The 23957-nt window shown below is 49.2% G+C and carries 13 protein-coding genes and 3 rRNA genes; 14 read left to right on the top strand and 2 right to left on the bottom strand.

Annotated elements, in window-relative coordinates; all coding sequences use genetic code 11:
- Nucleotides 1-17: 17 nt before the first annotated feature.
- The gene (locus QU597_RS24185) at nucleotides 18-7349 is read left to right on the top strand and encodes a DUF5695 domain-containing protein (protein ID WP_310830171.1); all 7332 of its coding nucleotides are present in this window, start codon (nucleotides 18-20) and stop codon (nucleotides 7347-7349) included.
- 44 nt (nucleotides 7350-7393) lie between these two features.
- Here the strand turns inward: QU597_RS24185 and QU597_RS24180 are convergent, their stop codons facing one another.
- Both QU597_RS24180 and QU597_RS24175 read right to left on the bottom strand, forming a co-directional pair.
- Entirely contained in the window at nucleotides 7394-7915 is a 522-nt protein-coding gene (locus QU597_RS24180) for an arsinothricin resistance N-acetyltransferase ArsN1 family A (protein WP_310830170.1), read from the bottom strand.
- Nucleotides 7916-7951: 36 nt separating this feature from the next.
- On the bottom strand, nucleotides 7952-8401 hold the full coding sequence (locus QU597_RS24175) for a MarR family winged helix-turn-helix transcriptional regulator (protein ID WP_310830169.1): 450 nt from the start codon (nucleotides 8399-8401) through the stop codon (nucleotides 7952-7954).
- Between the two features lie 132 nt (nucleotides 8402-8533).
- On the opposite strand from QU597_RS24175, the gene QU597_RS24170 reads away from it, so the two are divergent.
- The 13 genes from QU597_RS24170 to QU597_RS24110 all read left to right on the top strand — a co-directional run bounded on the left by QU597_RS24170 (nucleotide 8534) and on the right by QU597_RS24110 (nucleotide 23898).
- Nucleotides 8534-8878, top strand: coding sequence for an ArsR/SmtB family transcription factor (locus QU597_RS24170; RefSeq protein WP_310830168.1), 345 nt, complete (start codon nucleotides 8534-8536; stop codon nucleotides 8876-8878).
- Nucleotides 8878-10188 (top strand): arsenic transporter, encoded by a 1311-nt coding sequence (locus QU597_RS24165; protein WP_310830167.1) that lies wholly within the window; start codon nucleotides 8878-8880, stop codon nucleotides 10186-10188. The genes QU597_RS24170 and QU597_RS24165 overlap by 1 nt, the downstream gene beginning before the upstream one ends.
- Before the next feature lie 21 nt (nucleotides 10189-10209).
- The gene (gene arsC, locus QU597_RS24160; protein WP_206101953.1) at nucleotides 10210-10629 is read left to right on the top strand and encodes an arsenate reductase (thioredoxin); all 420 of its coding nucleotides are present in this window, start codon (nucleotides 10210-10212) and stop codon (nucleotides 10627-10629) included.
- 35 nt (nucleotides 10630-10664) lie between these two features.
- Entirely contained in the window at nucleotides 10665-11090 is a 426-nt protein-coding gene (locus QU597_RS24155) for a protein-tyrosine phosphatase family protein (protein ID WP_310830166.1), read from the top strand.
- A gap of 387 nt (nucleotides 11091-11477) precedes the next feature.
- A 16S ribosomal RNA gene (locus QU597_RS24150) occupies nucleotides 11478-13025 on the top strand.
- 386 nt (nucleotides 13026-13411) lie between these two features.
- Nucleotides 13412-16339 (top strand): 23S ribosomal RNA (locus tag QU597_RS24145).
- 149 nt (nucleotides 16340-16488) lie between these two features.
- Nucleotides 16489-16605, top strand: a 5S ribosomal RNA gene (gene rrf / locus QU597_RS24140).
- The 16S, 23S and 5S rRNA genes sit together here, the layout of an rRNA operon.
- Nucleotides 16606-17058: 453 nt before the next feature.
- The gene (locus tag QU597_RS24135) at nucleotides 17059-17766 is read left to right on the top strand and encodes an SDR family oxidoreductase (RefSeq protein ID WP_310833400.1); all 708 of its coding nucleotides are present in this window, start codon (nucleotides 17059-17061) and stop codon (nucleotides 17764-17766) included.
- A gap of 222 nt (nucleotides 17767-17988) precedes the next feature.
- Nucleotides 17989-19179 (top strand): sensor histidine kinase, encoded by a 1191-nt coding sequence (locus QU597_RS24130; RefSeq protein ID WP_310830165.1) that lies wholly within the window; start codon nucleotides 17989-17991, stop codon nucleotides 19177-19179.
- A 3-nt stretch (nucleotides 19180-19182) separates the two neighbouring features.
- On the top strand, nucleotides 19183-19836 hold the full coding sequence (locus QU597_RS24125) for a response regulator (RefSeq protein WP_310830164.1): 654 nt from the start codon (nucleotides 19183-19185) through the stop codon (nucleotides 19834-19836).
- Nucleotides 19837-19890: 54 nt separating this feature from the next.
- Nucleotides 19891-20667 carry an NAD-dependent epimerase/dehydratase family protein gene (locus QU597_RS24120; RefSeq protein WP_310830163.1) on the top strand — a complete coding sequence of 259 codons (777 nt, stop codon included), beginning with the start codon at nucleotides 19891-19893 and terminating at the stop codon, nucleotides 20665-20667.
- 177 nt (nucleotides 20668-20844) lie between these two features.
- Nucleotides 20845-23052: an MMPL family transporter gene (locus QU597_RS24115; protein WP_310830162.1), complete on the top strand. Its 2208-nt coding sequence runs from the start codon at nucleotides 20845-20847 to the stop codon at nucleotides 23050-23052.
- 141 nt (nucleotides 23053-23193) lie between these two features.
- Nucleotides 23194-23898, top strand: a complete 705-nt coding sequence (locus tag QU597_RS24110; RefSeq protein WP_310830161.1) for a glycosyltransferase family 2 protein — start codon at nucleotides 23194-23196, stop codon at nucleotides 23896-23898.
- Nucleotides 23899-23957: the final 59 nt, after the last annotated feature.

Raw genomic sequence — 23957 nt, 5'->3', positions numbered from 1 at the left:
AGGAGGTTATGATGACCATGATTTTGAAGAAATTGAGGCCGCTTACAATCTCGATGCTGCTGGTCTTTCAGACGCTGCCTCTGGGGGTCAGCGCAGCGCCCTTGACTGCCGCAGTAAAGAATGATATCTCCAATGCAAGCCTTTCCGCCAAAGTCGGTGATCTGGGACAGATCGAAGAATTATATATTAATAATAACCCTGCCAATAAACAGGATGAACCGATCAATTTCGTTCTACCCAATACTACTTCGCCGCAGAATGGCATCCAGCACCAGTGGATGGGTGAAATGATCTTTTCTTACCGTACCGGTGCCAGCGAACAGTTCCCTGACAACAGGGAGGGCTTTGTTGAAGTGGATACCAATAAAACACTGGCAGCCGGGGGATCTACACAATATTCGACCATCAATCCGGATAACCCCTATATAAACAAAACGGCTTCATCCGACGGGAAGAGGGTAGAAGTCAACTTCATCGGACAGAACCTGGACTCAGCGGCCGAGCGGGTAATGAAAGGTTTTGACGTAAAGTCTGTATTTGATATGGAGACAAGCGACGGTTCAATGCTATGGGAAATTACCGTGAAGAACAAAAGCAAGGAGTATATTGAATTCGGTGATATCGGCCTGCCTATGCCTTGGAATAATAAATACCAGACATTATCGGATACCTATGATGACCGGGTGACTGTGCATAATTTTGCCGGTGCCGACAGCGGTTATTCCTATGCTATCCGTACCAGCGGTGAAGGGAATTTCATGCTGTTTACTCCGTTGCCGGAAAGCGGCGCGCGTATCGAGTATGTTGATTATTGGATGCATGAAGAAGGAGAACAGCGTTCTGCGAATACCTTCTCGAATTGGACGGGGGACAGCGGAGGCTGGTATCCGGGGCTGAATGTTCTGTATATCCACTCCAAAGACATACAGAAAACTGGCCGCGGATACTTTACCGATGCTTCCAGCCTGGTGCTCGGACCGGATGAGGAAAAGACGTATAAGTTCAAATTCTCAGCGGTACGTGCAGGGGACAACACACCGCAGGACAATGCCCAAAGCCCGAATAATAGTTCAACCTCTATGGAAGACCGGGAGAAGAACCTCCGGTCCATCCTGTACAAATCAGGCATGATTGATGCCGTAGCGCTGCCAGGCTTTCAGACAGCTATTAATATGCCTGTAAAGCTGGACCTGCACTATGATGACAGTATCGTTGATGTACAGTCAATCGATATTCAGAATGTCGGTGAGAATGATCCGTTTGACGAAGCGCATATTCCGAATATCAAGCCCGGCAAGGACAGGGAGGATATGGTCGACAATTCCCGTGCCGGCCGCGGGCTTCCGGACAGCAATCCGGACTATACAGAATCGTATCAGTTAGTGGAGACCAAGATGGTCAACGGTGAACAGCATCATATCTATTCGCTTCAGTTTGGCTCTATCGGCAATAACAGTGTTCGTGTGCAATATAAGCTGAAGGCCGGCAATGAATGGGTCGATAAATTCACCCAGTTTGAATTCAATGTTCTAGCCGAACTGGATACAACATCGGAAGCCCATTCTCAATTTATGGCTGAGCAAACACAAGACAAGGACCCGGAAAGTCCTACTTACGGCAACTATTTTGACTGGTATCTTACAAGCGGCATCGATCATAACACAAGCCACTGGGGAGATGACTGGAGCCACGATAACATCAACTTCATGACAATGAAGAACTATCTTGCTCCAAATCCGGATGAAATCCGCTCCATTGAGACTTACCTGATCGACTTTATGTGGGAACGGTTCATGAAGAATACGCAGGAAAGTTATATGGTTGCGAACTGGCTCAAAGATTCCGGAGCGTTCACAGATAAAGACAAGCCCTATACGCGGGCATTCTCTGAGATCATGGAAGCTACCGGATTTTTTAACATGTATCGAATCCAAAAGGCATATCCCAATCTGATTGAGTACCGGGAATCGCCGCAGTTCTATCTGGAGAAGGCTTATAACATCTACTATAACCGTGTCTCCAGCGGAGCCATCGGGTTCTATGGGGAACAGCAGATCCCGGATATGATTGAGGCCCTGAAAGAAGAGGGGATGCAGGCCGAATCGGCGAATCTGCAACAGAAATTCGCCCTAGACAAGGGACGGAATATAACTTATGCCACTTATCCTTACGGTTCGGAATTTGAATACGATAATACCGGCGAGGAAGGAGCCTATGCAGCAGCCAAGGCATTGCGGACTTATTATCCTGAAGACGGGCGTGCAGGCGCGGCCGAGAAAAGCATGGAAATGGCAGACTGGAAAACCCGTGCCATGCGTGGGATTCAGCCTACCTGGTTCCATTACTCTGTGCCGGTCTTCCGCGGCGGTGAAGGCTGGTGGAATTTTCAATATACAGCGTCTTTAGCAGGATACATTATGGATGACTGGCTCCGCTATGAGGAGGATGACAGGTCCGCGGAGCAAACCGCAATCGCGCAGCAGCGTAACTATGCGGCGAAGATTTCGAACTTCAATGCCGTCAATATGGGGCAGATCACAGCAAACTCTGTAGGCAGTACCTCCTGGAGATATTCTATGTATAAAGGAGGAACCGGCACCAAGGATGTATACGACGGGGGCTCCCGCGTTATGCACAACGGCTGGAATGATTTTTCCGGTGAATCGGAGGAAGGCCTCTATGGTTCCCTGCTCAGTATCAGTTCCGATATTGTCACAGATCCGGTATTCGGGCTGTTCGGATATGGCGCCCAGGTCACGGATGAAGGCGGTAGCTACCACATTACGCCAAAAGACGGTTTCGGCAAGCGGATCAATCTGATCGGCGAGAAAATCTACCTGGTACTGGAAAGCGATAAAATTCAAAGTGCGCAAATTCAAAAAGACGGCAAGGGCTTTACCCTGCAGCTTCTGAATTCTGCCCAGAAAGAGCATGCTTCCCGGATTACTTTTGACGGGGCTGGAATGGAGAACGGCTACTATAACATCAAGCTGAATGATGAACCAGCCGGACAGTTCTATGTAAAGAACAATAAAGGCGTGGCTATGTTCCAAATGGACAGCGCTAAGAGTGCTGAATTGACCATTCAAAAGTCAGCTGCCGGTGAAAATGAAGCTCCGCATATTACGGCAGAGACGGCGACGCAAAATCCGCAGGCCCTGGTTCCGTTCATGCTGAATGGTATTGTGACCGATGACGGTGCGCCGGATGGTATTCTAACCTACAAATGGGAGGTTGTCAGCACTCCGGAAGGCGGGAAGCTGAGCTTCAACCATCCGAACGCAAGCATTACACAGGCTACCGGGACAAAAGAAGGCTCCTATACGGTTAAGCTCAGCGCGGGTGACGGGCAGAAAACCGGCTCCGGTCAGGTGACCTTCCAGCTGGCTGCCCCTCCGGAGAAACAGCCGCCGGTCATTGGCCAAGTGACTGCGGCCCAGGATACTGCCAATAACAGTATTGTGGTATTGTCCGGCGAGGCAACTCCTGACCCGGTGTATAGTGCGGCAGGAGAGCCTAAGTTGACTTATACATGGGCGGTTAAGCAAAAGCCGGATGGCGCAGGGGACATCTCTTTGGTGGACAGTGACAAAGCAGCAGCCTATGCGCGTGTAAGTAAGGCAGGCACCTATGTGTTTACCTTTACTGCGGCAGACGAAGATAAGATGGCGAGCAAGGATGTAACGATTGAGATTAAGGAAGACACCGTTGACACCTACCGGGCACTTAGTGTAGTGACTAAGAAGGATACAGCCCCGGTACTGCCCGGAGTAGTGAATATTCTATCCGATGACGGATATAGTGAAGGGGAAATTGTCTGGGAGGCCATTGATCCGGGCAGCTATACAAATACAGGTGAATTCGAAGCCAAAGGTATAGTCAAAGGCAGTGATCTCGAGGTTCGGACCACTGTGTATGTCGTGAATACAGGGCTGCAAAATGCTGCGCCGACAGCCAAAGCGTCTGCCAGCTTCTCCGGCGGTGACGGGTATCCAGAGGCGATGAATAATGGCATTGAACCCAAAAGCTCGGCGGATTTCTCGCCGAACCGCGGTGCGGCAAACAGCGCATGGCACAACTGGGGAAGAGAAGGAGATCCGGCATGGGTCACCTATGAATGGGATCAGCCCTTCCTGGCCTCATCCATGGATGTCTATGTCTTCCAGGACGGCGGAGGGAACTTCCGTCCGAAGGATATGAAGCTTATGCTTCGCAGTGAGGACGGCAAATGGTATACCCCACGAGCCATGAAGGGACTTGGCAATGAACTTAATAAATACAATACAACCACCTTCGAGCCTGCATATATTACAGGCGTCCGTATCGACATGAAGCCTTCCGTTAATGGTTGCGGTATTTTGGAATGGAAGGTATACGGATATACAGGGGCGGCAGATAAGTCAGAGCTAGTCAAGGTGTATAACTATGTAAATACACTAAATCCTTCGAATTTTTTAGATCCGGGTCTGGCACCGATCGATGCTGCGAAGGCGGAAGCTACCGCTGTGATCAAGAATATGAATGCCACAGACGAAGAAATTGCCCGGGCGCATAAGAAGCTGCTGAGTGATTTGACTCTGCTGAGTCCGCGGGATAAGAATATGGCATTTCTGGCGAATACATCTTCCAGCTATACCTCACCTTGGGAGAGTCTGGCTGCGGTAAATGACGGGAAGAAGGATAGCGGCAACATCCCGCATTGGGGAACATGGGGCCATGAAGGCGCTGAGGAATGGGTGCAGTATGAATGGCCGCAGGGTGCTGCAATTCAGAGCTCAAACCTGGTGCTGTGGTCTGATGCCGGCGGTATTATGCCGCCTAGCCAGTATGTGTATTCCTACATTCCAATCAATAGCGTTACCAATGAATGGGTAACAGCGGGTGCTGTAACTGAAGGCATTAAGGTAGTTGACCATAATCCGGCGGAATCCTCGAACCAGTATACGTTTGATTCAGTGCTGGAGATAAAGGCACTGCGGGTTACCATGACGAAGCAATCACCTGCAGATGACAACGGTGTTGGCATATGGGAATGGGAAGTTGTCCATGCCGCATCCAATCCGGTCCGGCCGGCACCGTTAACTCCGGCCGGGGTTGCACCGGCAACCCTTCACGGAGGCGATGGCAAGCTAACCGGAGTGACAACGGAAATGGAGTACAGGAAGGAAGGCACAGAAGAATACACCGCAATCGCAGGAACTGAGGTTACAGGTCTCACCGCCGGCAAGTATTATGTCCGGTATATGGGGAACGGTTCGCTTAGTGCCAGCCTGGATAAGGAAGTTATCATTCCGGAAGCGCAGGCACAGGAGCAGGCGGCACCGGATCCGAGTCAATGGGTGATCTCGCACGCCAATTCGGACACCGGGACAAATGGGGTAATTGAGGGCGTAAACGACACTATGGAATACCGGAAGCTTGGCGATGAGAACTATGTGCCTGTAACCGGTACAAGAATCGACAATCTGTTGCCAGGCAGCTATCAAATCCGGTATGCAGCGGCAGAGGGGCTGCAGGCAAGCCCGCCGGTAACTGTAGAGATTCGTAATGAAGCCAAGGATGACAGAGAAGCGCCAGCAGCGGATAGCCTGGTTGTGACCCCGCCTACAGCTGCAGGCGGAAATGACGGGAAGATTGAAAATGTGACTGCCGATATGGAATACCGGAAGGTAGAAGGAGGCATGTATCTTCCGGTCAGCGGAACCAGTATTGAAGGTCTGGAGGCCGGCAGTTATGAGCTCCGGTATGCAGAGACAGCTACCAGTAATCCGAGCTCCGCTATCATTATTGTAGTCCCCGACGGTCCGGTTGTTGACCCGGTAGATCCAAAACTTGAAGAAGTGGGCGGAGCAAAGGTGACGGCTGGTGATGGACAATTAACCATTACATGGAGTAATCCGTCATATGAGGGCTTTGACCATGTCGTTGTAACAGGAGCAGGGATCGCTACACAAAATATCAGCGGGGGAGGCAGCAGTGCGACCCTCACCGGGCTTACCAACGGAAAGAACTATACATTCACTCTGCAGACTGCTGATCGGGCAGGCCATCTTTCCGCAGGCATTCAAGTAAGCGGTACGCCTGCGGCACCTGAACCGACTGCAACGCCGGCTCCAACACCTACACCGTTGCCTACATCAGCATCAACGCCGGCTCCTGTAAGCGTCAAAGTTGAAGGACATACGATTAAGGTTGAAGTTCCGAAGGCGGATACAAAAACCGGCATTGCCAAAGCAGCACCAATCCGTCAGGAGGACATCAATAAAGCACTGGAAAAGGCGCAAACAGACAGCGGTAATGTCAAGACTGTCAGAGTGGAAATTCCGAAAGCAGTTGGAGCAAGTGCCTATGCGGTGGAGCTTCCCGTAACTGTGTTAACTTCGGATAAAGCTAATATAAAGGTGGAGGTTGTTACTGAAATCGGTACAATAACAGTACCTTCCAATATGCTTATGACCGCAGCAGCGGGTGCGAAAAGTGTTCAATTGGTAATCGGCTGGGCCGATACTTCAAAGCTTAATCCTGACACAAAAGCGATGATCGGCAGCAGACCTGTTATTGAATGGACTGTCCAGATGGATGGATTGGCAGCAGCAGCAAGTAACCTGAATACACCGGCAGAAATTAAAATACCGTATACTCCTGCAGCTGATGAGCAGGCCAACTCTGAGTACCTTGTTGTTTGGCATTTGGATGCAAACGGCAAACCTGTTCAGATCAAAAAGGCCAAATACGATACTGCTCAACAAGATATGGTATTTACAGCGATGAATACCGGCCAATATGCAGTGGCTTACACCAAGAAGAGCTTCAGTGATGTATCCAAGGATACATGGTATGCGGCAGCGGTTGAAACGATGGCCTCCAAAGGCTTTATTGACGGGACATCCGCTACAAGCTTCAATCCCGGTAACAAAATTACAAGAAGTGAGTATCTGGCGTGGCTGGTAAGGACACTGGAGCTTTCCGCGGAATTTAACACTAACTTCAGTGATATTGAGAATACCAACCCCTATTATGACGAGATCGGAATCGCCAAAGCTCTTGGAATCGCGCTGGGCTCGAAGGGCAGTTTTAATTCAGAAGCGGAAATTACAAGACAGGATATGGCTGTGATGACCATGCGGGCCTTGCGGGCAGCCGGCAGAGTCCTGCAGACCGGTACAGCTGAGGATCTCAAGAAATTTACAGATGCCTCAATAGTAGCAAAATACGCATCCGATGATATGGCAGCCATGGTTAAGATGGGCTTCGTCAACGGGCGGGGCAATGTTAGCCTTAGTCCTGCCGGGACGACAACCAGAGCAGAAGCTGCTCAGGTTCTGTATAAGATTTTTTTACAGCAATAACACACAGGGACAACCGATTCCAGCCGGTTGTCCCTGTGTCTATATTAGAAGTTAACGGACTTGGATTCTGCGGACAGTAATTTCTCCATAATCATAACATCAATAAATTTCCCATCCATAACACCCTGCTTTTCCAACACACCAACCTGCCGGTATCCCATTTTCAGATATAATCCTTGGCCTCCTTGATTGAAAGGGAAGGTGAAAAGAACAATTTTATAGAATCCATGTTCTTTTGCTGCTTTTTCTAAGGCGTCCAAGAGAGTACTGCCTACACCCTGCCCGCGAAAGCCGCGATCAATGTAAACAGAGAGATCGGCCACACCTTTATAGGCGCAGCGGTGGGAGTAAGGGTTAAGGGAGGCCCAGCCAACAAATTCTCCTTCTCTTTCAGCCACTAGAACGCAAAAGCGTCCCTGATGATCATGAAACCATGCTTCCATGTAAGATGAATCTTTCGTTTCGGTCTCAAGTGTAGCAATCCGGTCCTCGATACCCTGATTGTAGATCCGTAGGATACTATCAGTATCTTCTAAGGTTGCCTGCCGAACATGAAGTGTAACCATAATTAGAATCGCCTCCTGGAAAATTACTAAGAGAAATCAGCCTTTTACAGGTGCGCAGCAATTGCTGGATTTTCCCATAGCTTCGTTGAACAGCTTAATGGACCGCAGTAAAGTTTCTACTTCAAATTCACTCATGTTCGAAAAAGCTTCATTTAAATACTCATTCATCTGTTGATCAATGGTTGCAGCGACCATTTTCCCTTCGGGGGTAAGCGACAGGGTAGAGACTCTTCGATCGGCCTTATCAGGCGTTTTTTTAACCAGATTCATTTTGATCAAGGACTGTACTTGTCGGCTAAAAGTAGTAATGTCGGTCCCGAGCGTTTCAGCGATCTGCTGCATGGAGGGGCTATGGCTCCGGTTGATTTCATAGAGCAGATGGCTCTGGGTCGTGGAGAGATTACATCCGCCTACACTGCAGCAGTCTTTATTCAATAATCCCAAACGGCGGGTCATAATTTGAAATAATTCTCGGGGTGTTTCCATGATTTTCTTCACCTCATAGTTAAGTTATAAACCATAATAGTTGCAAAATGCAAGTTAAATTTTAGATGCATATTCCTGCTTGTTCATATAAGCGTATAGTTATATACTGATGAAGTGAAAGGGGGACTGAAGATGAGCTTAAATTTGGATGAGTTAGATGAAGTCTCGCAGATTTTAAAGCTTCTGGGTGATAAAACCAGGCTGACGATGATGAAGCTTCTAGAAAAGCGGGAATGCTGTGTATGCGAGCTGGTTGAGATTTTTAAGATGAGTCAGCCATCGGTAAGCCAGCATTTGCGGAAATTAAAAGATGCAGGCCTGGTAAAAGAGAACCGGAAAGGCCAGTGGATTTTTTACTCGGTCAATCCCAACAGCGTTCAGCATGAACTGATTCAGAATCTGATAGCCTTCGTTCCTTCACAAGATCATCAATTGGAAGAGCTCGATAAGAAAGGTTTAAGAATTTCATGTGATTAATGGAGGTTAGCGGATTGGTTTCGGTATTTTTAGCGTGTTTTATTTTTGTTGTTACCTTAATATTTGTCATTTGGCAGCCCCGGAATTTGTCCATAGGCTGGTCGGCCTGCGGCGGCGCAATCATCGCTTTGCTTGTGGGTGTAGTCAGCTTTGACGATGTTTTAGATGTCACCTTAATTGTGTGGAATGCCACTCTGGCCTTTGTTGCAATCATTCTTATTTCCCTGATCCTTGATAAAATTGGTTTCTTCGAGTGGGCTGCCTTACATATGGCCATAGCGGCCCGAGGCAACGGAACCCGGATGTTTGTCTACGTCGCCATTCTTGGGGCCATTGTATCCGCGTTTTTTGCCAATGACGGTGCGGCGCTCATCTTAACTCCGATTGTGCTGGCGATGGTCCGTGCACTCAATTTTGATGAGAAAAAAGTCTTTCCGTTCATCATTGCCAGCGGATTCATTGCTGATACTACGTCTTTGCCGCTGGTCGTAAGCAATCTGGTCAATATCGTATCGGCAGACTTTTTCGGGATTACCTTTATGGAATACGCGGGCCGGATGCTAATGCCTACTTTGTTCTCCTTGGGGGCAAGTATTCTGGTTCTGTACTTCTTTTTCCGAAAAAGCATCCCCGTTAAATTTGACAGCTCGGAGCTGAAAAATCCGCAAGATGCCATCAAAGATAAGAAAATGTTCAAGCTATCCTGGTGGGTACTAGCGGTTCTGCTAGTTGGATACTTCATTAGTGAGTTCCTGAACATTCCAGTATCCGTGGTGGCCGGGGTAATTGCAATCTTTTTCCTGCTTATGGCAAGAAGAAGCCCTTACGTTCCCACGATGGAAGTGGTAAAGGGTGCGCCTTGGGCGATTGTGTTCTTTTCGATTGGGATGTATGTCGTCGTGTACGGGCTGCGCAATGTAGGGCTGACGGACGTCCTTGCTGATGTGATTCAGGCTGTTTCCGATCAGGGGCTGCTTGCCGCAACGCTGGGGATGGGCTTTATTGCTGCTGTGCTCTCTTCGATAATGAATAACTTGCCTACCGTGATGATAGACGCACTGGCCATTGATGCTACGCATACGTCAGGACTGATTAAGGAAGCTTTGATTTATGCGAATGTCATCGGTTCTGACTTAGGTCCGAAGATTACACCAATCGGTTCACTGGCAACCTTGCTGTGGCTTCATGTGTTGTCTACCAAAGGGGTAAAAATATCCTGGGGAACGTATTTCAAAACAGGTATTATTCTGACGATTCCAACGCTCTTCATCACACTGCTCGGATTATATATAACCTTGATCCTATTTTAAAACCAAAGGAGATTATCAATAATGGATAAGAAAAGCATTTACTTTTTGTGTACGGGAAATTCCTGCCGGAGCCAAATGGCTGAAGGCTGGGCTAAGAAATACCTGAGTGACGAGTGGAATGTGTACAGTGCAGGCATTGAAGCTCACGGTTTAAACCCTAAAGCCGTACAGGCTATGAACGAAGTAGGTATTGATATCACAGGTCAAACCTCAGATATTATTGATCCCCAGCTGCTTAATAATGCAGACCTCGTGATTACACTATGCGGAGACGCCGCTGATAAATGCCCGATTACACCGCCGAAGGTGAAACGTGAGCACTGGGGATTTGATGATCCTGCCAAAGCGCAAGGAACGGATGAAGAGAAGTGGGCTGTCTTCCAGCGGGTGCGTGACCAAGTTGGAGAGCGCATTAAGCATTTTGCTGAAACTGGAAAGTAATTGACGGTACAACAAAGACATAGGGGAGAACTATAATGGCCAATTATCACGAACTGATTCCAGGTAAAGTATATATCGGCGGAGAAAATGCACTGCTTGAAGCTCTTCAAGAGCAGGAGATTTCGGATGTGTTTGACTTAAGAGATAATGGTACGGAGGCAGAAGGCTTCCCTGCTAAAGTAACGCGTCATCATTTTCCGATTGTGGAGGATGAAAGCGGCCAGGAGAATTCAGTTCAAGCAGCGATCCGGGCGGTTACAGCAGCAGTTAATAGCGGGAAAACCGTGTATTTCCATTGTGCGGGTGGACGGAATCGTACAGGGACGGTAGCTACGGGAGTTCTGCTGGAGCTTGGTTTGGCTTCAACGGTGGCAGAGGCAGAAGCTTTGGCTAAAGAAAAACGTCCGGATATTAATATCAAGCAGGAAATGCGTGATGTATTGCATGGCTTTTATCCGTAAAAATAATTCAATTTCTACATTAGAGAAAGGCTATTTCCCATGGGAGATAGTCTTTTTGTTCTTTTCCGCGTTTAAAAGTTAGGCTCTATATATTGTCTTCATTTGGTATTCAGCGAATTCTGCGAATCGTATTTTGAAGAAGTTTAAATTTATAGTTGCATTATCTTGATTAACATGATATATTATTACTCTAGTCGCTTTTGTTGCGGCTAAACAGTAGAGAATTTGATCTTTGAAAACTGAACAACGAGTGAGTACCTGGAAATCACTTCGGTGAGATCCAAAACTGATGATTTTCACAGCGTCTTGTACGCTTTCGAAATTCATCTTGAGAATGCAAATTCTCGTCAGATGTTTCAAAATGAGCAATCGCTCTTTCTAAATACCAATTTGGAGAGTTTGATCCTGGCTCAGGACGAACGCTGGCGGCGTGCCTAATACATGCAAGTCGAGCGGAGCTTATCCTTCGGGATAAGCTTAGCGGCGGACGGGTGAGTAACACGTAGGCAACCTACCCCTCAGACTGGGATAACTACCGGAAACGGTAGCTAATACCGGATAATTCCTTTTCTCTCATGAGGAAAGGATGAAAGGCGGAGCAATCTGCTACTAAGGGATGGGCCTGCGGCGCATTAGCTAGTTGGTGAGGTAACGGCTCACCAAGGCGACGATGCGTAGCCGACCTGAGAGGGTGAACGGCCACACTGGGACTGAGACACGGCCCAGACTCCTACGGGAGGCAGCAGTAGGGAATCTTCCGCAATGGGCGAAAGCCTGACGGAGCAACGCCGCGTGAGTGATGAAGGTTTTCGGATCGTAAAGCTCTGTTGCCAGGGAAGAACGTCCGGTAGAGTAACTGCTACCGGAGTGACGGTACCTGAGAAGAAAGCCCCGGCTAACTACGTGCCAGCAGCCGCGGTAATACGTAGGGGGCAAGCGTTGTCCGGAATTATTGGGCGTAAAGCGCGCGCAGGCGGCTATTTAAGTCTGGTGTTTAAACCTTGGGCTCAACCTGGGGTCGCACTGGAAACTGGATGGCTTGAGTACAGAAGAGGAAAGTGGAATTCCACGTGTAGCGGTGAAATGCGTAGATATGTGGAGGAACACCAGTGGCGAAGGCGACTTTCTGGGCTGTAACTGACGCTGAGGCGCGAAAGCGTGGGGAGCAAACAGGATTAGATACCCTGGTAGTCCACGCCGTAAACGATGAGTGCTAGGTGTTAGGGGTTTCGATACCCTTGGTGCCGAAGTTAACACAGTAAGCACTCCGCCTGGGGAGTACGGTCGCAAGACTGAAACTCAAAGGAATTGACGGGGACCCGCACAAGCAGTGGAGTATGTGGTTTAATTCGAAGCAACGCGAAGAACCTTACCAGGTCTTGACATCCCTCTGAATCCTCTAGAGATAGAGGCGGCCTTCGGGACAGAGGAGACAGGTGGTGCATGGTTGTCGTCAGCTCGTGTCGTGAGATGTTGGGTTAAGTCCCGCAACGAGCGCAACCCTTGACTTTAGTTGCCAGCAGGTAGTGCTGGGCACTCTAGAGTGACTGCCGGTGACAAACCGGAGGAAGGTGGGGATGACGTCAAATCATCATGCCCCTTATGACCTGGGCTACACACGTACTACAATGGCCGGTACAACGGGAAGCGAAGCCGCGAGGTGGAGCCAATCCCAGCAAAGCCGGTCTCAGTTCGGATTGCAGGCTGCAACTCGCCTGCATGAAGTCGGAATTGCTAGTAATCGCGGATCAGCATGCCGCGGTGAATACGTTCCCGGGTCTTGTACACACCGCCCGTCACACCACGAGAGTTTACAACACCCGAAGTCGGTGGGGTAACCCGCAAGGGAGCCAGCCGCCGAAGGTGGGGTAGATGATTGGGGTGAAGTCGTAACAAGGTAGCCGTATCGGAAGGTGCGGCTGGATCACCTCCTTTCTATGGAGAATCGTCACCTGCAACGGTGACATTCAAATCTAAGTCTTCAGGAAGCATGCTTCCGAAGCGAGCTTTACTTCGTAAAGCTTTCTACTCACTCGTTGGTCAGTTTTGAGAGTTTAAGCTCTCAAAAACATATTACTTCCAGAAGTTACTTGTAGCTAAGTAGTGTTGGAACGTGGTATGATCTTCTTCCGGGGTTAAAGCCGGAAACTTGATCCTTGAAAACTGGATACCGAAACGAATTTGCGTTTTAGAACATCTTTTAGCTGAAACTTGTGTAAGCAAGTTGAATTAGTTATTAGTTGATACGAATTTTTCTGTGAAGGAAATGAAGATCTTGAATTTATTCAATGGTCCGATATTTCTCCTCCGGAGAAAATCGAGGTTAAGCTAATAAGAGCACACGGAGGATGCCTAGGCGCCAGGAGCCGACGAAGGACGTGGCGAACAACGAAACTGCCTCGGGGAGCTGTAAGCAAGCTTTGATCCGGGGGTGTCCGAATGGGGAAACCCAGCTGTGGTAATTCGCAGTTACTCACACCTGAATACATAGGGTGTGTAGAGGCAGACCAGGGGAACTGAAACATCTAAGTACCCTGAGGAAGAGAAAACAATAGTGATTCCGTCAGTAGCGGCGAGCGAACGCGGAACAGCCTAAACCAAGGGGCTTGCCCCTTGGGGTTGTGGGACGTCTCACATGGAGTTACAAAGGAATATGGTAGGTGAAGAGGTCTGGAAAGGCCCGCGATAGAGGTAAAAGCCCTGTAACCTAAACTGTGTTCTCTCCGAGACGGATCCCGAGTAGTGCGGGGCACGTGAAACCCCGTATGAATCCAGCAGGACCATCTGCTAAGGCTAAATACTACCTGGCGACCGATAGTGAAACAGTACCGTGAGGGAAAGGTGAAAAGCACCCCGGAAGGGGAGTGAAATAGAACCTGAAACCGTGTGCTTACAAAAAGTCAGAGCCCGATCTATGGGTGATGGCGTGCCTTTTGTAGAATGAACCGGCGAGTTACGTTTAACATGCAAGGTTAAGGTGAGAAGCCGGAGCCGCAGCGAAAGCGAGTCTGAATAGGGCGACTAAGTATGTGGACGTAGACCCGAAACCGTGTGATCTACCCCTGTCCAGGGTGAAGGTGCGGTAACACGCACTGGAGGCCCGAACCCACGTATGTTGAAAAATACGGGGATGAGGTGGGGGTAGCGGAGAAATTCCAATCGAACTCGGAGATAGCTGGTTCTCCCCGAAATAGCTTTAGGGCTAGCCTCGGTGAATGGAGTGGTGGAGGTAGAGCACTGATTGGGTGCGGGGCCCGCAAGGGTTACCAAGCTCAGTCAAACTCCGAATGCCATTAACTTCTTGCCGGGAGTCAGACAGTGAGTGCTAAGATCCATTGTCAAAAGGGAAACAGCCCAGACCATCAGCTAAGGTCCCCAAGTGTGTGTTAAGTGGGAAAGGATGTGGAGTTGCACAGACAACCAGGATGTTGGCTTAGAAGCAGCCACCATTGAAAGAGTGCGTAATAGCTCACTGGTCGAGTGACTCTGCGCCGAAAATGTAACGGGGCTAAACACACCACCGAAGCTATGGCTAGATACGTATGTATCTGGGGTAGGGGAGCGTTGTATGTGGGTTGAAGGTGTACCGTAAGGAGCGCTGGACAGCATACAAGTGAGAATGCCGGTATGAGTAACGAAAAGATCAGTGAGAATCTGATCCGCCGAAAGCCCAAGGTTTCCTGAGGAAGGCTCGTCCGCTCAGGGTAAGTCGGGACCTAAGGCGAGGCCGAAAGGCGTAGTCGAAGGACAACAGTTTGAAATTACTGTACCACCGTAATCCGCTATGAGCGATGGGGTGACGCAGGAGGGTAGTGACGCGGACTGATGGATGTCCGTCTAAGCAGTGAGGCTGGTGTGTAGGCAAATCCGCACATCGTTAAGGCTGGGCTGTGATGGGGAGCGAAAATTATAGTAGCGAAGGTCATGATCTCACACTGCCAAGAAAAGCCTCTAGCCAGGAGAAGGTGCCCGTACCGCAAACCGACACAGGTAGGCGAGAAGAGAATTCTAAGGCGCGCGGAAGAACTCTCGTTAAGGAACTCGGCAAAATGACCCCGTAACTTCGGGAGAAGGGGTGCCTCGGTAGGGTGAATAGCCCGAGGGGGCCGCAGTGAAAAGGCCCAAGCGACTGTTTAGCAAAAACACAGGTCTGTGCGAAGCCGCAAGGCGAAGTATACGGGCTGACGCCTGCCCGGTGCTGGAAGGTTAAGGGGAGTGGTTAGGAGCAATCCGAAGCTATGAACCGAAGCCCCAGTAAACGGCGGCCGTAACTATAACGGTCCTAAGGTAGCGAAATTCCTTGTCAGGTAAATTCTGACCCGCACGAATGGCGTAACGACTTGGGCGCTGTCTCAACGAGAGATCCGGTGAAATTTTAATACCTGTGAAGATGCAGGTTACCCGCGACAAGACGGAAAGACCCCATGGAGCTTTACTGCAGCTTGATATTGAATTTGGGTACGATCTGTACAGGATAGGTGGGAGCCGTAGAGGCAGGAGCGCAAGCTTCTGCGGAGGCGCCGTTGGGATACCACCCTGATCGTATCTAGGTTCTAACCTGGTACCCTAAGCGGGTACGGGGACCGTGTCAGGCGGGCAGTTTGACTGGGGCGGTCGCCTCCTAAAGAGTAACGGAGGCGTTCAAAGGTTCCCTCAGAATGGTTGGAAATCATTCGAAGAGTGCAAAGGCATAAGGGAGCTTGACTGCGAGACCTACAAGTCGAGCAGGGACGAAAGTCGGACTTAGTGATCCGGTGGTACCGCATGGAAGGGCCATCGCTCAACGGATAAAAGCTACCCTGGGGATAACAGGCTTATCTCCCCCAAGAGTCCACATCGACGGGGAGGTTTGGCACCTCGATGTCGGCTCATCGCATCCTGGGGCTGAAGTAGGTCCCAAGGGTTGGGCTGTTCGCCCATTAAAGCGGTACGCGAGCTGGGTTCAGAACGTCGTGAGACAGTTCGGTCCCTATCTGTCGTGGGCGCAGGAAATTTGAGAGGAGCTGTCCTTAGTACGAGAGGACCGGGATGGACGTACCGCTGGTGCACCAGTTGTTTCGCCAGAAGCATGGCTGGGTAGCTACGTACGGACGGGATAAGCGCTGAAAGCATCTAAGCGTGAAGCCCCCCTCAAGATGAGATTTCCCAATTAGTAAGACCCCTTGAAGACGACGAGGTAGATAGGTTGGAGGTGGAAGTGCAGTAATGCATGGAGCTGACCAATACTAATCGGTCGAGGGCTTATCCAAAAATTTCGAAGAACGCAGATTCGTTTCGGATTCAGTTTTCAGGAATCAAGTTCTGATTCATGAGACCCTAGCGGTTGATTGATAAAGAATTGATATTCAGCATTTGGCGATGCTGAGACCTGAATACGCATTTACGCTGTAAATGCCCGTTTGGTGGCGATAGCGGAAGGGTTCCACGCGTACCCATCCCGAACACGACCGTTAAGCCTTCCAGCGCCGATGGTACTTGGACCGAAGGGTCCTGGGAGAGTAGGACGCCGCCAAGCACTTTGAGAGCATCCCTTAGGGGATGCTTTTTTTGTTTCTGGGGCGTATATTGATTGAAAACATTGAAAACCGGGAGTTGTATAATGAGAACGATCGGTAAAATTAATACTTTACTGATCGTTCTCATTATGTTAAGCTATGACCATAGCAAGGAAAGAGAACAGAAGTGATGGCAATATTAGAACGGCCGGTTGTAAAATCTGGGAGTTCCATATGTGCTGGAGACTAGATGGGTATGAACTACTTTCACTAGCAGTACGGTTTATAGCCACTACACCAAAGATAACCTGAGGATTTTCACTAAGCAGGACTGTGGGGGCTTCGTAGTCAGTGCTTGCTGTCAGCTTAATGGAATAAAAACTGGCTGCGCGCCGTCTGACATCACCGGTGGCAATAGTTTATTTTTTTGAGATAATTAGAATGATCGTTCTCGAAAACAAGGAGGAATTATGATGAGTAAAAAAATCGCACTAGTAACAGGAGCCAGCAAAGGGATCGGTTTTGAAGTCGCAAAACAATTAGGAGAACAGGGAATTACGGTATTGGTGTCGGCACGTACTAAGGCTGATGCTGATTCAGCAGCCGGCCAGTTGAAGGAACTGGGGATTGATGCCTTAGGGGTAGAGCTTGAGGTGACCAACGGTAAGCATATCGCCGCCCTGGCCAAATGGATCGGCGAGGAATACGGCAAGCTGGATATTCTGGTAAATAACGCCGGGATCTGGGCGGAGCCGGCGAAAGTCGAAGGTGCTTTTGAAACCACTTTTGAGGTCAATACATTTGCGCCTTATCATATTACCGAAGCTTTGCTGCCGCTGCTGCTGGAGAGCGATGCAGGCAGAATCGTAAACCAGAGCAGTGCTTTGGGTTCGATTCAGTTCCTGCTGAGCAATGAGCTGGCGCAACGGCTGGCTACTCCTGCTTATGCAGCGTCCAAGGCTGCACTCAATATGCTGACTGTGTATTGGGCGAAGAAGTACGAGGGGACGAATCTGAAGATTAATACTGTGCATCCAGGCTTGGTGAAGACCCGTATGGGCGGAGAGAAAGCTGAATTGTCACCTGAAGAAGGAGCACGGACCGCTGTTCAGTATGCGACTCTGCCAGCGGACGGTCCAACAGGCGGTTTCTTTTATATGGATAATGAGCTTCCATGGTAACCCAACAGATTGAACATTACTATTGTTTATGTAGTTATTGAGAATAGAGTGAGACTCAGACTAAGCCGGTATTCTTTGAATACCGGCTTTTTGTTGTTTTTCTGCCGCAATGCCGGAACTTGCTGCTGGATGACAGCCCGGGATGTACGAAGGTACATGTACCTTCGTACATATGAACACAGAGCATAAATCCTTATAATAGGACATAAGGAGGGCGGCCAAGTGAAAGAAAAAAAAGACGGACTAGTGTTAATGAATGAATTATTCGAATCCAGAGTGACCGTTCTGATCTGGGTGTCGGTCGTTTATGTAGCGGCCTTACTGATGCAGTTCATTCATGAGCCTCAAATATTAAGAAGTATATTGTTCACCGGTTTATTTACGGTCCATGTTCTGCTGCACTGGAATTTCTACCGGATATCCAACAAACAATTCTGGCTGCACTTTGCTGTGCAGGGCATACTAATCTATCTATGTGCAATTCTGCTTCCGGAGGGTTATCAGGCTGTATTAATCGGGCTTCTTCCCGTATTAGTTGCGCAAAGCTTAGCCTTTTCGTACCGGATCAGAAATGTTGTTTTTGTATCGGTTATATGTTTGGTGCTGTTTTTTGATGCAGCCCTTACTTTAAGCGATACGGATGAAGTGGTTTTCATCCTCCCCTTTTTTGCATTGATGCTGATTGTTGTAGTGGCCTATGCCCTATTGTTCTTTCAGCAGGTTCAGGAACGGCTTCGGATTCAGAATTTCCTGCGAGATCTTAAGGAAGCGCATATGAAGGTTGAGGAGCTGACCCTTGCGGGTGAACGTCAACGTATGGCCCGTGATCTGCACGATACGCTGGCACAGGGAGTAGCAGGGCTGATTATGCAGCTTGAAGCTGCGGATGCGCATATAACACGAGGCAATATCGAGCGAACGCAGGAAATCATCAGATTGTCGATGAAGCAGGCCCGCCGGACGTTGGCGGAAGCACGGCTGGCCATTGATAATCTGCGGCTGAAGTCGGCCTTTGAGCTGGATTTCAGGGAATCCGTTGAGGCTGAAGTGCAGCATTTTAAAGACGCGACCGGTATAGACGCAGTAACTCAGCTCCAGCTCTCGAAACGCTTATCCAGGCTGTTAAGGGAACACAGTCTGCACATGGTTAAGGAGTGCCTTACCAATATTGCCCGGCATGCCCAGGCGGACAAAGTGTGGGTGAGTGTATCTGACCAGAACGGACGGCTGAAGATAGTGATCAGAGACAATGGAATCGGGTTCAGCGCGAATGCTATTGGGAAGGAGCCCGGACATTATGGTCTTTTGGGGCTTCAGGAACGGGTTCGGTTGATCGGAGGCAAGATGGAGGTTGACAGCAGCCAAGAGGGGACGAGCATTACAATTGAAGCATTATTCACCGAGGGAGAATAAACGATGACCCAACATAGAATCCTGATCGTAGACGATCATTTCGTTGTCCGGCAAGGCTTAAAGCTAATCCTGGAGACAAGTGAACAGTTTCAGATTGTCGGGGAAGCAGAGAACGGAAAACAGGCGGTAAGCCTGATTGATGAGGTGCAGCCGGATGTGATCCTGATGGATTTAAATATGCCGGTGATGAGCGGACTGGAAGCGATGCAGATACTGAGAGACAGGAATATATCCGTACCGGTAATTATTTTGACGACCTACAATGAGGATGAGTTAATGATTAACGGTCTTGCCTTGGGGGCGAGAGGTTACCTGCTGAAGGATACAAGCCGGGAGAATCTGTTCAGAAATATTGAATCGGCAGTGAGAGGGGAGACATTGCTGTCAGCAGAGATCATGGAAAAAGTAATTGCGGCCCGTGAGTACCAGAGGAACCCTGTTCCGGCTAAGGGGGCGAGTTCCCTGTTGACCGATAAAGAGGTGCAAATTCTGCAGAGCGTCGCCCGGGGATTCAAGAGTAAAGAAATTGCCTATGACATAGGGATTTCAGAGCGGACGGTAAAAGCTCATTTAACAAGTATTTATAATAAACTTGGAGTGGATTCCCGGTCACAGGCAGTGGCTGCCGCTATGGAGCGTGGGATTATACAGATGTAACCGGGTAATAACTAACATTTCGATAATCTACGGACGGGAAAGGAGCTTGCGATAATGAAACGCAAACTGCTTATTACAGGAGCGGCTGGCAGAATAGGCAATGTGATCTATCAGGGTCTTAAAGAAGGCGGACGCTATGACGTTAGCGGGGCGGATATTCAGGCGGACGACAGGCAAGGAATCCTCCAATTGGACATTACGGATGATGCAAGGCTGGCTGAGCTGACGCAGGATGTTGATACCGTGCTCCATTTTGCCTGGATTAAGGATGAGGAGGATTTTCTCGGCAAGGTGCTGCCGGGAAATGTGAGCGGTGCGTACAAGCTGTTCGAAGCTGCGGTGAAAAACGGGGTGAAGCGCATTGTATTCGCCAGCTCCAACCATGCGACCGGGTTCTACAAGACGGACGAGAAGCCAGATCCGCTGGACCCTTACCGTCCGGACAGCTTTTACGGGCTGAGTAAATGTTATATCGAGCTGCTTGGCCGGCTTTATGCCGATCAGGGCAAAATCTCGTCCTTCAATATCCGCATCGGCAACTTCCCGGGAGACGACCGTCCTCATTCGGAGCGTGCAGGGCATATTTGGATCTCGGAGCGCGACATGCTGCAACTGGTTATTTGCTGCATCGAAGCAGACGAGCGAATGCCGTATTTGAATCTGTATGGCACCTCAGCCAATAGTGACAATTACTACAATATCGATTATTTGGAAGCATTGATCGGATATAAGCCGCTGGATGACGGAACCAAGCTGCTTGAGCAGGCGAAGGCCGCAGGCTGGAAGGTACGTCAGGATGAAACCCCTTATCAGGGAGGACAGAAGCTGTAACAAGGAGCTATTAGAATAAACATTGAAGCAGGGCCCTACTTTGTGGGGCCCTTTCTTTGTGTCTAAAGGGCTGCCCGAAAGGGCAAAAACGTCCCGCCCGTTCGGACGATGGCGGCAGGTCCCCGGTTCTATAAGATAAAGGCATAGAAAACACAATAAAGAGGAGACGATACTGAGATGTCAAAATTATTGTACCGGCTGGGATTCTGGTCGGCAAAGAACCGGATTAAGGTCCTTATAGGAAGCATTACTCTGTTAGTAGCAGCAGCTGTTGTGGCACTGTCTATGGGAATCCATTTTGGAGAGGAGACCAACATCCCCGGGTTGGCCTCGCAAAAAACACTGGAGGTTATGGAGAAGGAATTTCCCAACCCGCAGAGTGGCCTTGGTACAACCCAGCTTGTACTGAAAGCTCCGGATAATGAAACGTTAGTTTCCGATGCAGCTCAGCAGCTAATTGGCACGCAGCTCAAAGAAGTGGCAGCAGATCCGGAGGTGGCTTCGGTTGTAAGTCCGTACGATAACCATTCACTCAATGCAGACAGCACGATCGGCTATGCCACGATCACTTATAAAGTGCCGGGTGCAGATGTCACCGAGGTATCGAAGGATACAGTAATTCAGGTTGCAGAAAGCTTGCGGGATGCCGGCTGGCAGGCCGAACTGATCGGGGACGGCTTTGTGAAAATGGCAACCAGCAGTCCGACCGAAGGACTCGGGGTATTATTGGCTCTAGTCATCCTTGCGGTTGCGCTTGGTTCTATCCTTACCGGAGTCTTGCCGATATTAACGGCGGCTTTGGGCCTTGGCTTTGGGATTATGCTGATTATCATCGGAACGAACCTGTTTGACATTCCGTCATTTGCCTTATCGCTGGCAGGTATGCTTGGACTGGCCGTAGGCATTGATTATGCACTATTCATTATCGCCAGATACCGTCAGCAGCTTGCTGAAGGCTATGAAAGACGGGAAGCGATTGCCATCGCGAACGGAACGGCCGGGAGTGCAGTGGTGTTTGCGGGAGTGACCGTTATCATCGCACTAATCGGATTTTCCTTTGTTGGAGTACCATTTCTTACTACTATGGGTATAGCAGGTGCGCTTACTGTATTCACCGCCATACTCATGACCATTTTCGTGGTTCCGGCGATTCTGGAAGTGCTGGGGGGCAAGATTAAGGCGCCAGCTAAGCGTGCCAAAGGCACAGGAAGTAATCAAAAAGCGGCAAGACGAGGCAATGTGTGGGGAAGATTTGTTACCGGACAACCTTTAGTGGCCGTTGTACTGGGTGTAGCACTGCTAGGGACCATCGCTCTGCCATTCTTTCACATGGAGACTGGGCTTGGAAATGATGGGCATAAATCACCGGATAAGACCGAACGCCGGGCCTACGATCTTCTGTCCGAAGCTTACGGTGAAGGTTACCACGGACCGTTAGTCATTCTAGCGGAAACAGATGGCGGCGAGGAGGCTGCAGCTAATCTCGCTAAAGTGATTAACGAAGTGAAAACCTATCCTAACGTTATTGCGGTAAACCCGGCGGTCACCGGCCCATCTGGAAAAGTGTCGCTGATTACCGTCATGCCGGCAACAGGACCCAATGATTCGGAAACGGTAGACCTTGTCCACCTAATTCGTGATAAGGCACCGGAAATAGAGCAGCAGGATCACGTCAAGATTGGTGTAACCGGCAGCACTGCTGTCAATATCGATATCACCCAGAAACTGAATCAGGCTTTGCCTAAGTTCTGCCTGATCATTGTCGGCCTGGCCTTTGTACTGCTTATGCTGGTGTTCCGTTCGATTCTGGTTCCAATCAAGGCAGTGCTCGGATTTATCCTGTCGCTCGGCGCAACCTTAGGATTCGTAACCTATGTTGTTCAAGACGGACATTTCCAGAATCTATTCCACTTTTATGCGAAAGCACCGGTATTTAATTTCCTGCCGATCATTGTAGTCGGTGTACTGTTCGGTCTGGCGATGGACTACGAGGTCTTCCTGGTCAGCCGGATGCGTGAGGAGTTCAAAAAGAGCGGAGATGCCAAAAAATCCGTTCTTGCCGGTATACGCCACAGCGGCGGAGTGGTAACGGCAGCAGGACTGATTATGGTTGCCGTCTTTACAGGATTCGTTCTGGCAGAGGAGCCAATGGTTAAGGTTATGGGGCTGGCGCTCGCCTTTGGTGTTCTGTTTGACGCTTTTATCGTCCGGATGCTCATTGTTCCAGGCGTGATGACGTTGCTCGGGAAATCGGCCTGGTATTTTCCGAAGTGGCTGGACCGCTTGCTCCCGAATCTTGATGTGGAAGGTGAGGGAGTGATGGAGGAAGTGGAGAAGAAGCGGCTGGATGCAGAGGGTGAGACTGAAATACGACTGCTCGGTTAAAAATTAAGCTATATAAGTTGCACTAAAGAACTATCTATAGGCAACAGCGGCGGAGGGAAGCTTGGAACTGTAGGAGCGAATACAAATCCAAACCTGACAGCGCCCGCGGAACGGAGATTTCTAGAAATTGAGGTGTTTCCTATGATCCGTCTTTCAATCGTCGTGCCTGTCTATAACGAAGAGGGAAATATATATAATCTTTACTTGAGTGTCACTGAAGCCTTGAAAGGAAAAATTGAAAATTATGAAATCGTGCTGGTGAATGACGGAAGCAAGGACCGGAGTATTCTACTGCTGAACGAGATTGTCCAGATGGATTCAGCTGTAAGAGTTATTCATTTCAAAAAAAATTACGGGCAGACAGCGGCTATTTCAGCTGGAATAAAGAGTTCCAAAGGCAAACTGATCGCCTTAATGGATGCCGACCTGCAGACAGATCCCCGGGATATCTTCAAACTGATGCCGTTTATCGGAAAGATTGATTTTGTAAACGGAAGACGCGTGGAGCGTAAAGATAGCAGACTTAAGGTAATATCCTCGCGTACCGGAGATAAAGTCCGTAATTGGATCACTGGAGAAGCGGTTTATGACGCAGGTTGTCCCCTAAAGCTCTTTACCAGGGAGGTGGCCGACAGCTTCCATCTATACAACGGAATGCACCGTTTCCTGCCGACACTGGCCAAGATGAATGGATTCTCTGTCATTGAGGTATCAGTTACCCATCATGAGCGGAAATACGGGGTATCTAAATATGGTGTTCTGAAAGGTGCATATGCAGGATTCATAGATGCTATGGTGATTGGCTGGCTCAAAAAACGAGGGAGTGTGTATCAGATGAAGAATTAAACCTTGTCCTTTGAGTTCTAATAGAAACGGCTGCGCTGTCCTTTGCTAAGGAGGCGCTG

It is taken from the genome of Paenibacillus pedocola, assembly GCF_031599675.1.
GTDB lineage: Bacteria > Bacillota > Bacilli > Paenibacillales > Paenibacillaceae > Paenibacillus_AQ > Paenibacillus_AQ pedocola.
The sequence above is the reverse complement of the archived record's forward strand: the minus strand, read 5'-3'. Positions and strand labels throughout refer to the sequence as shown.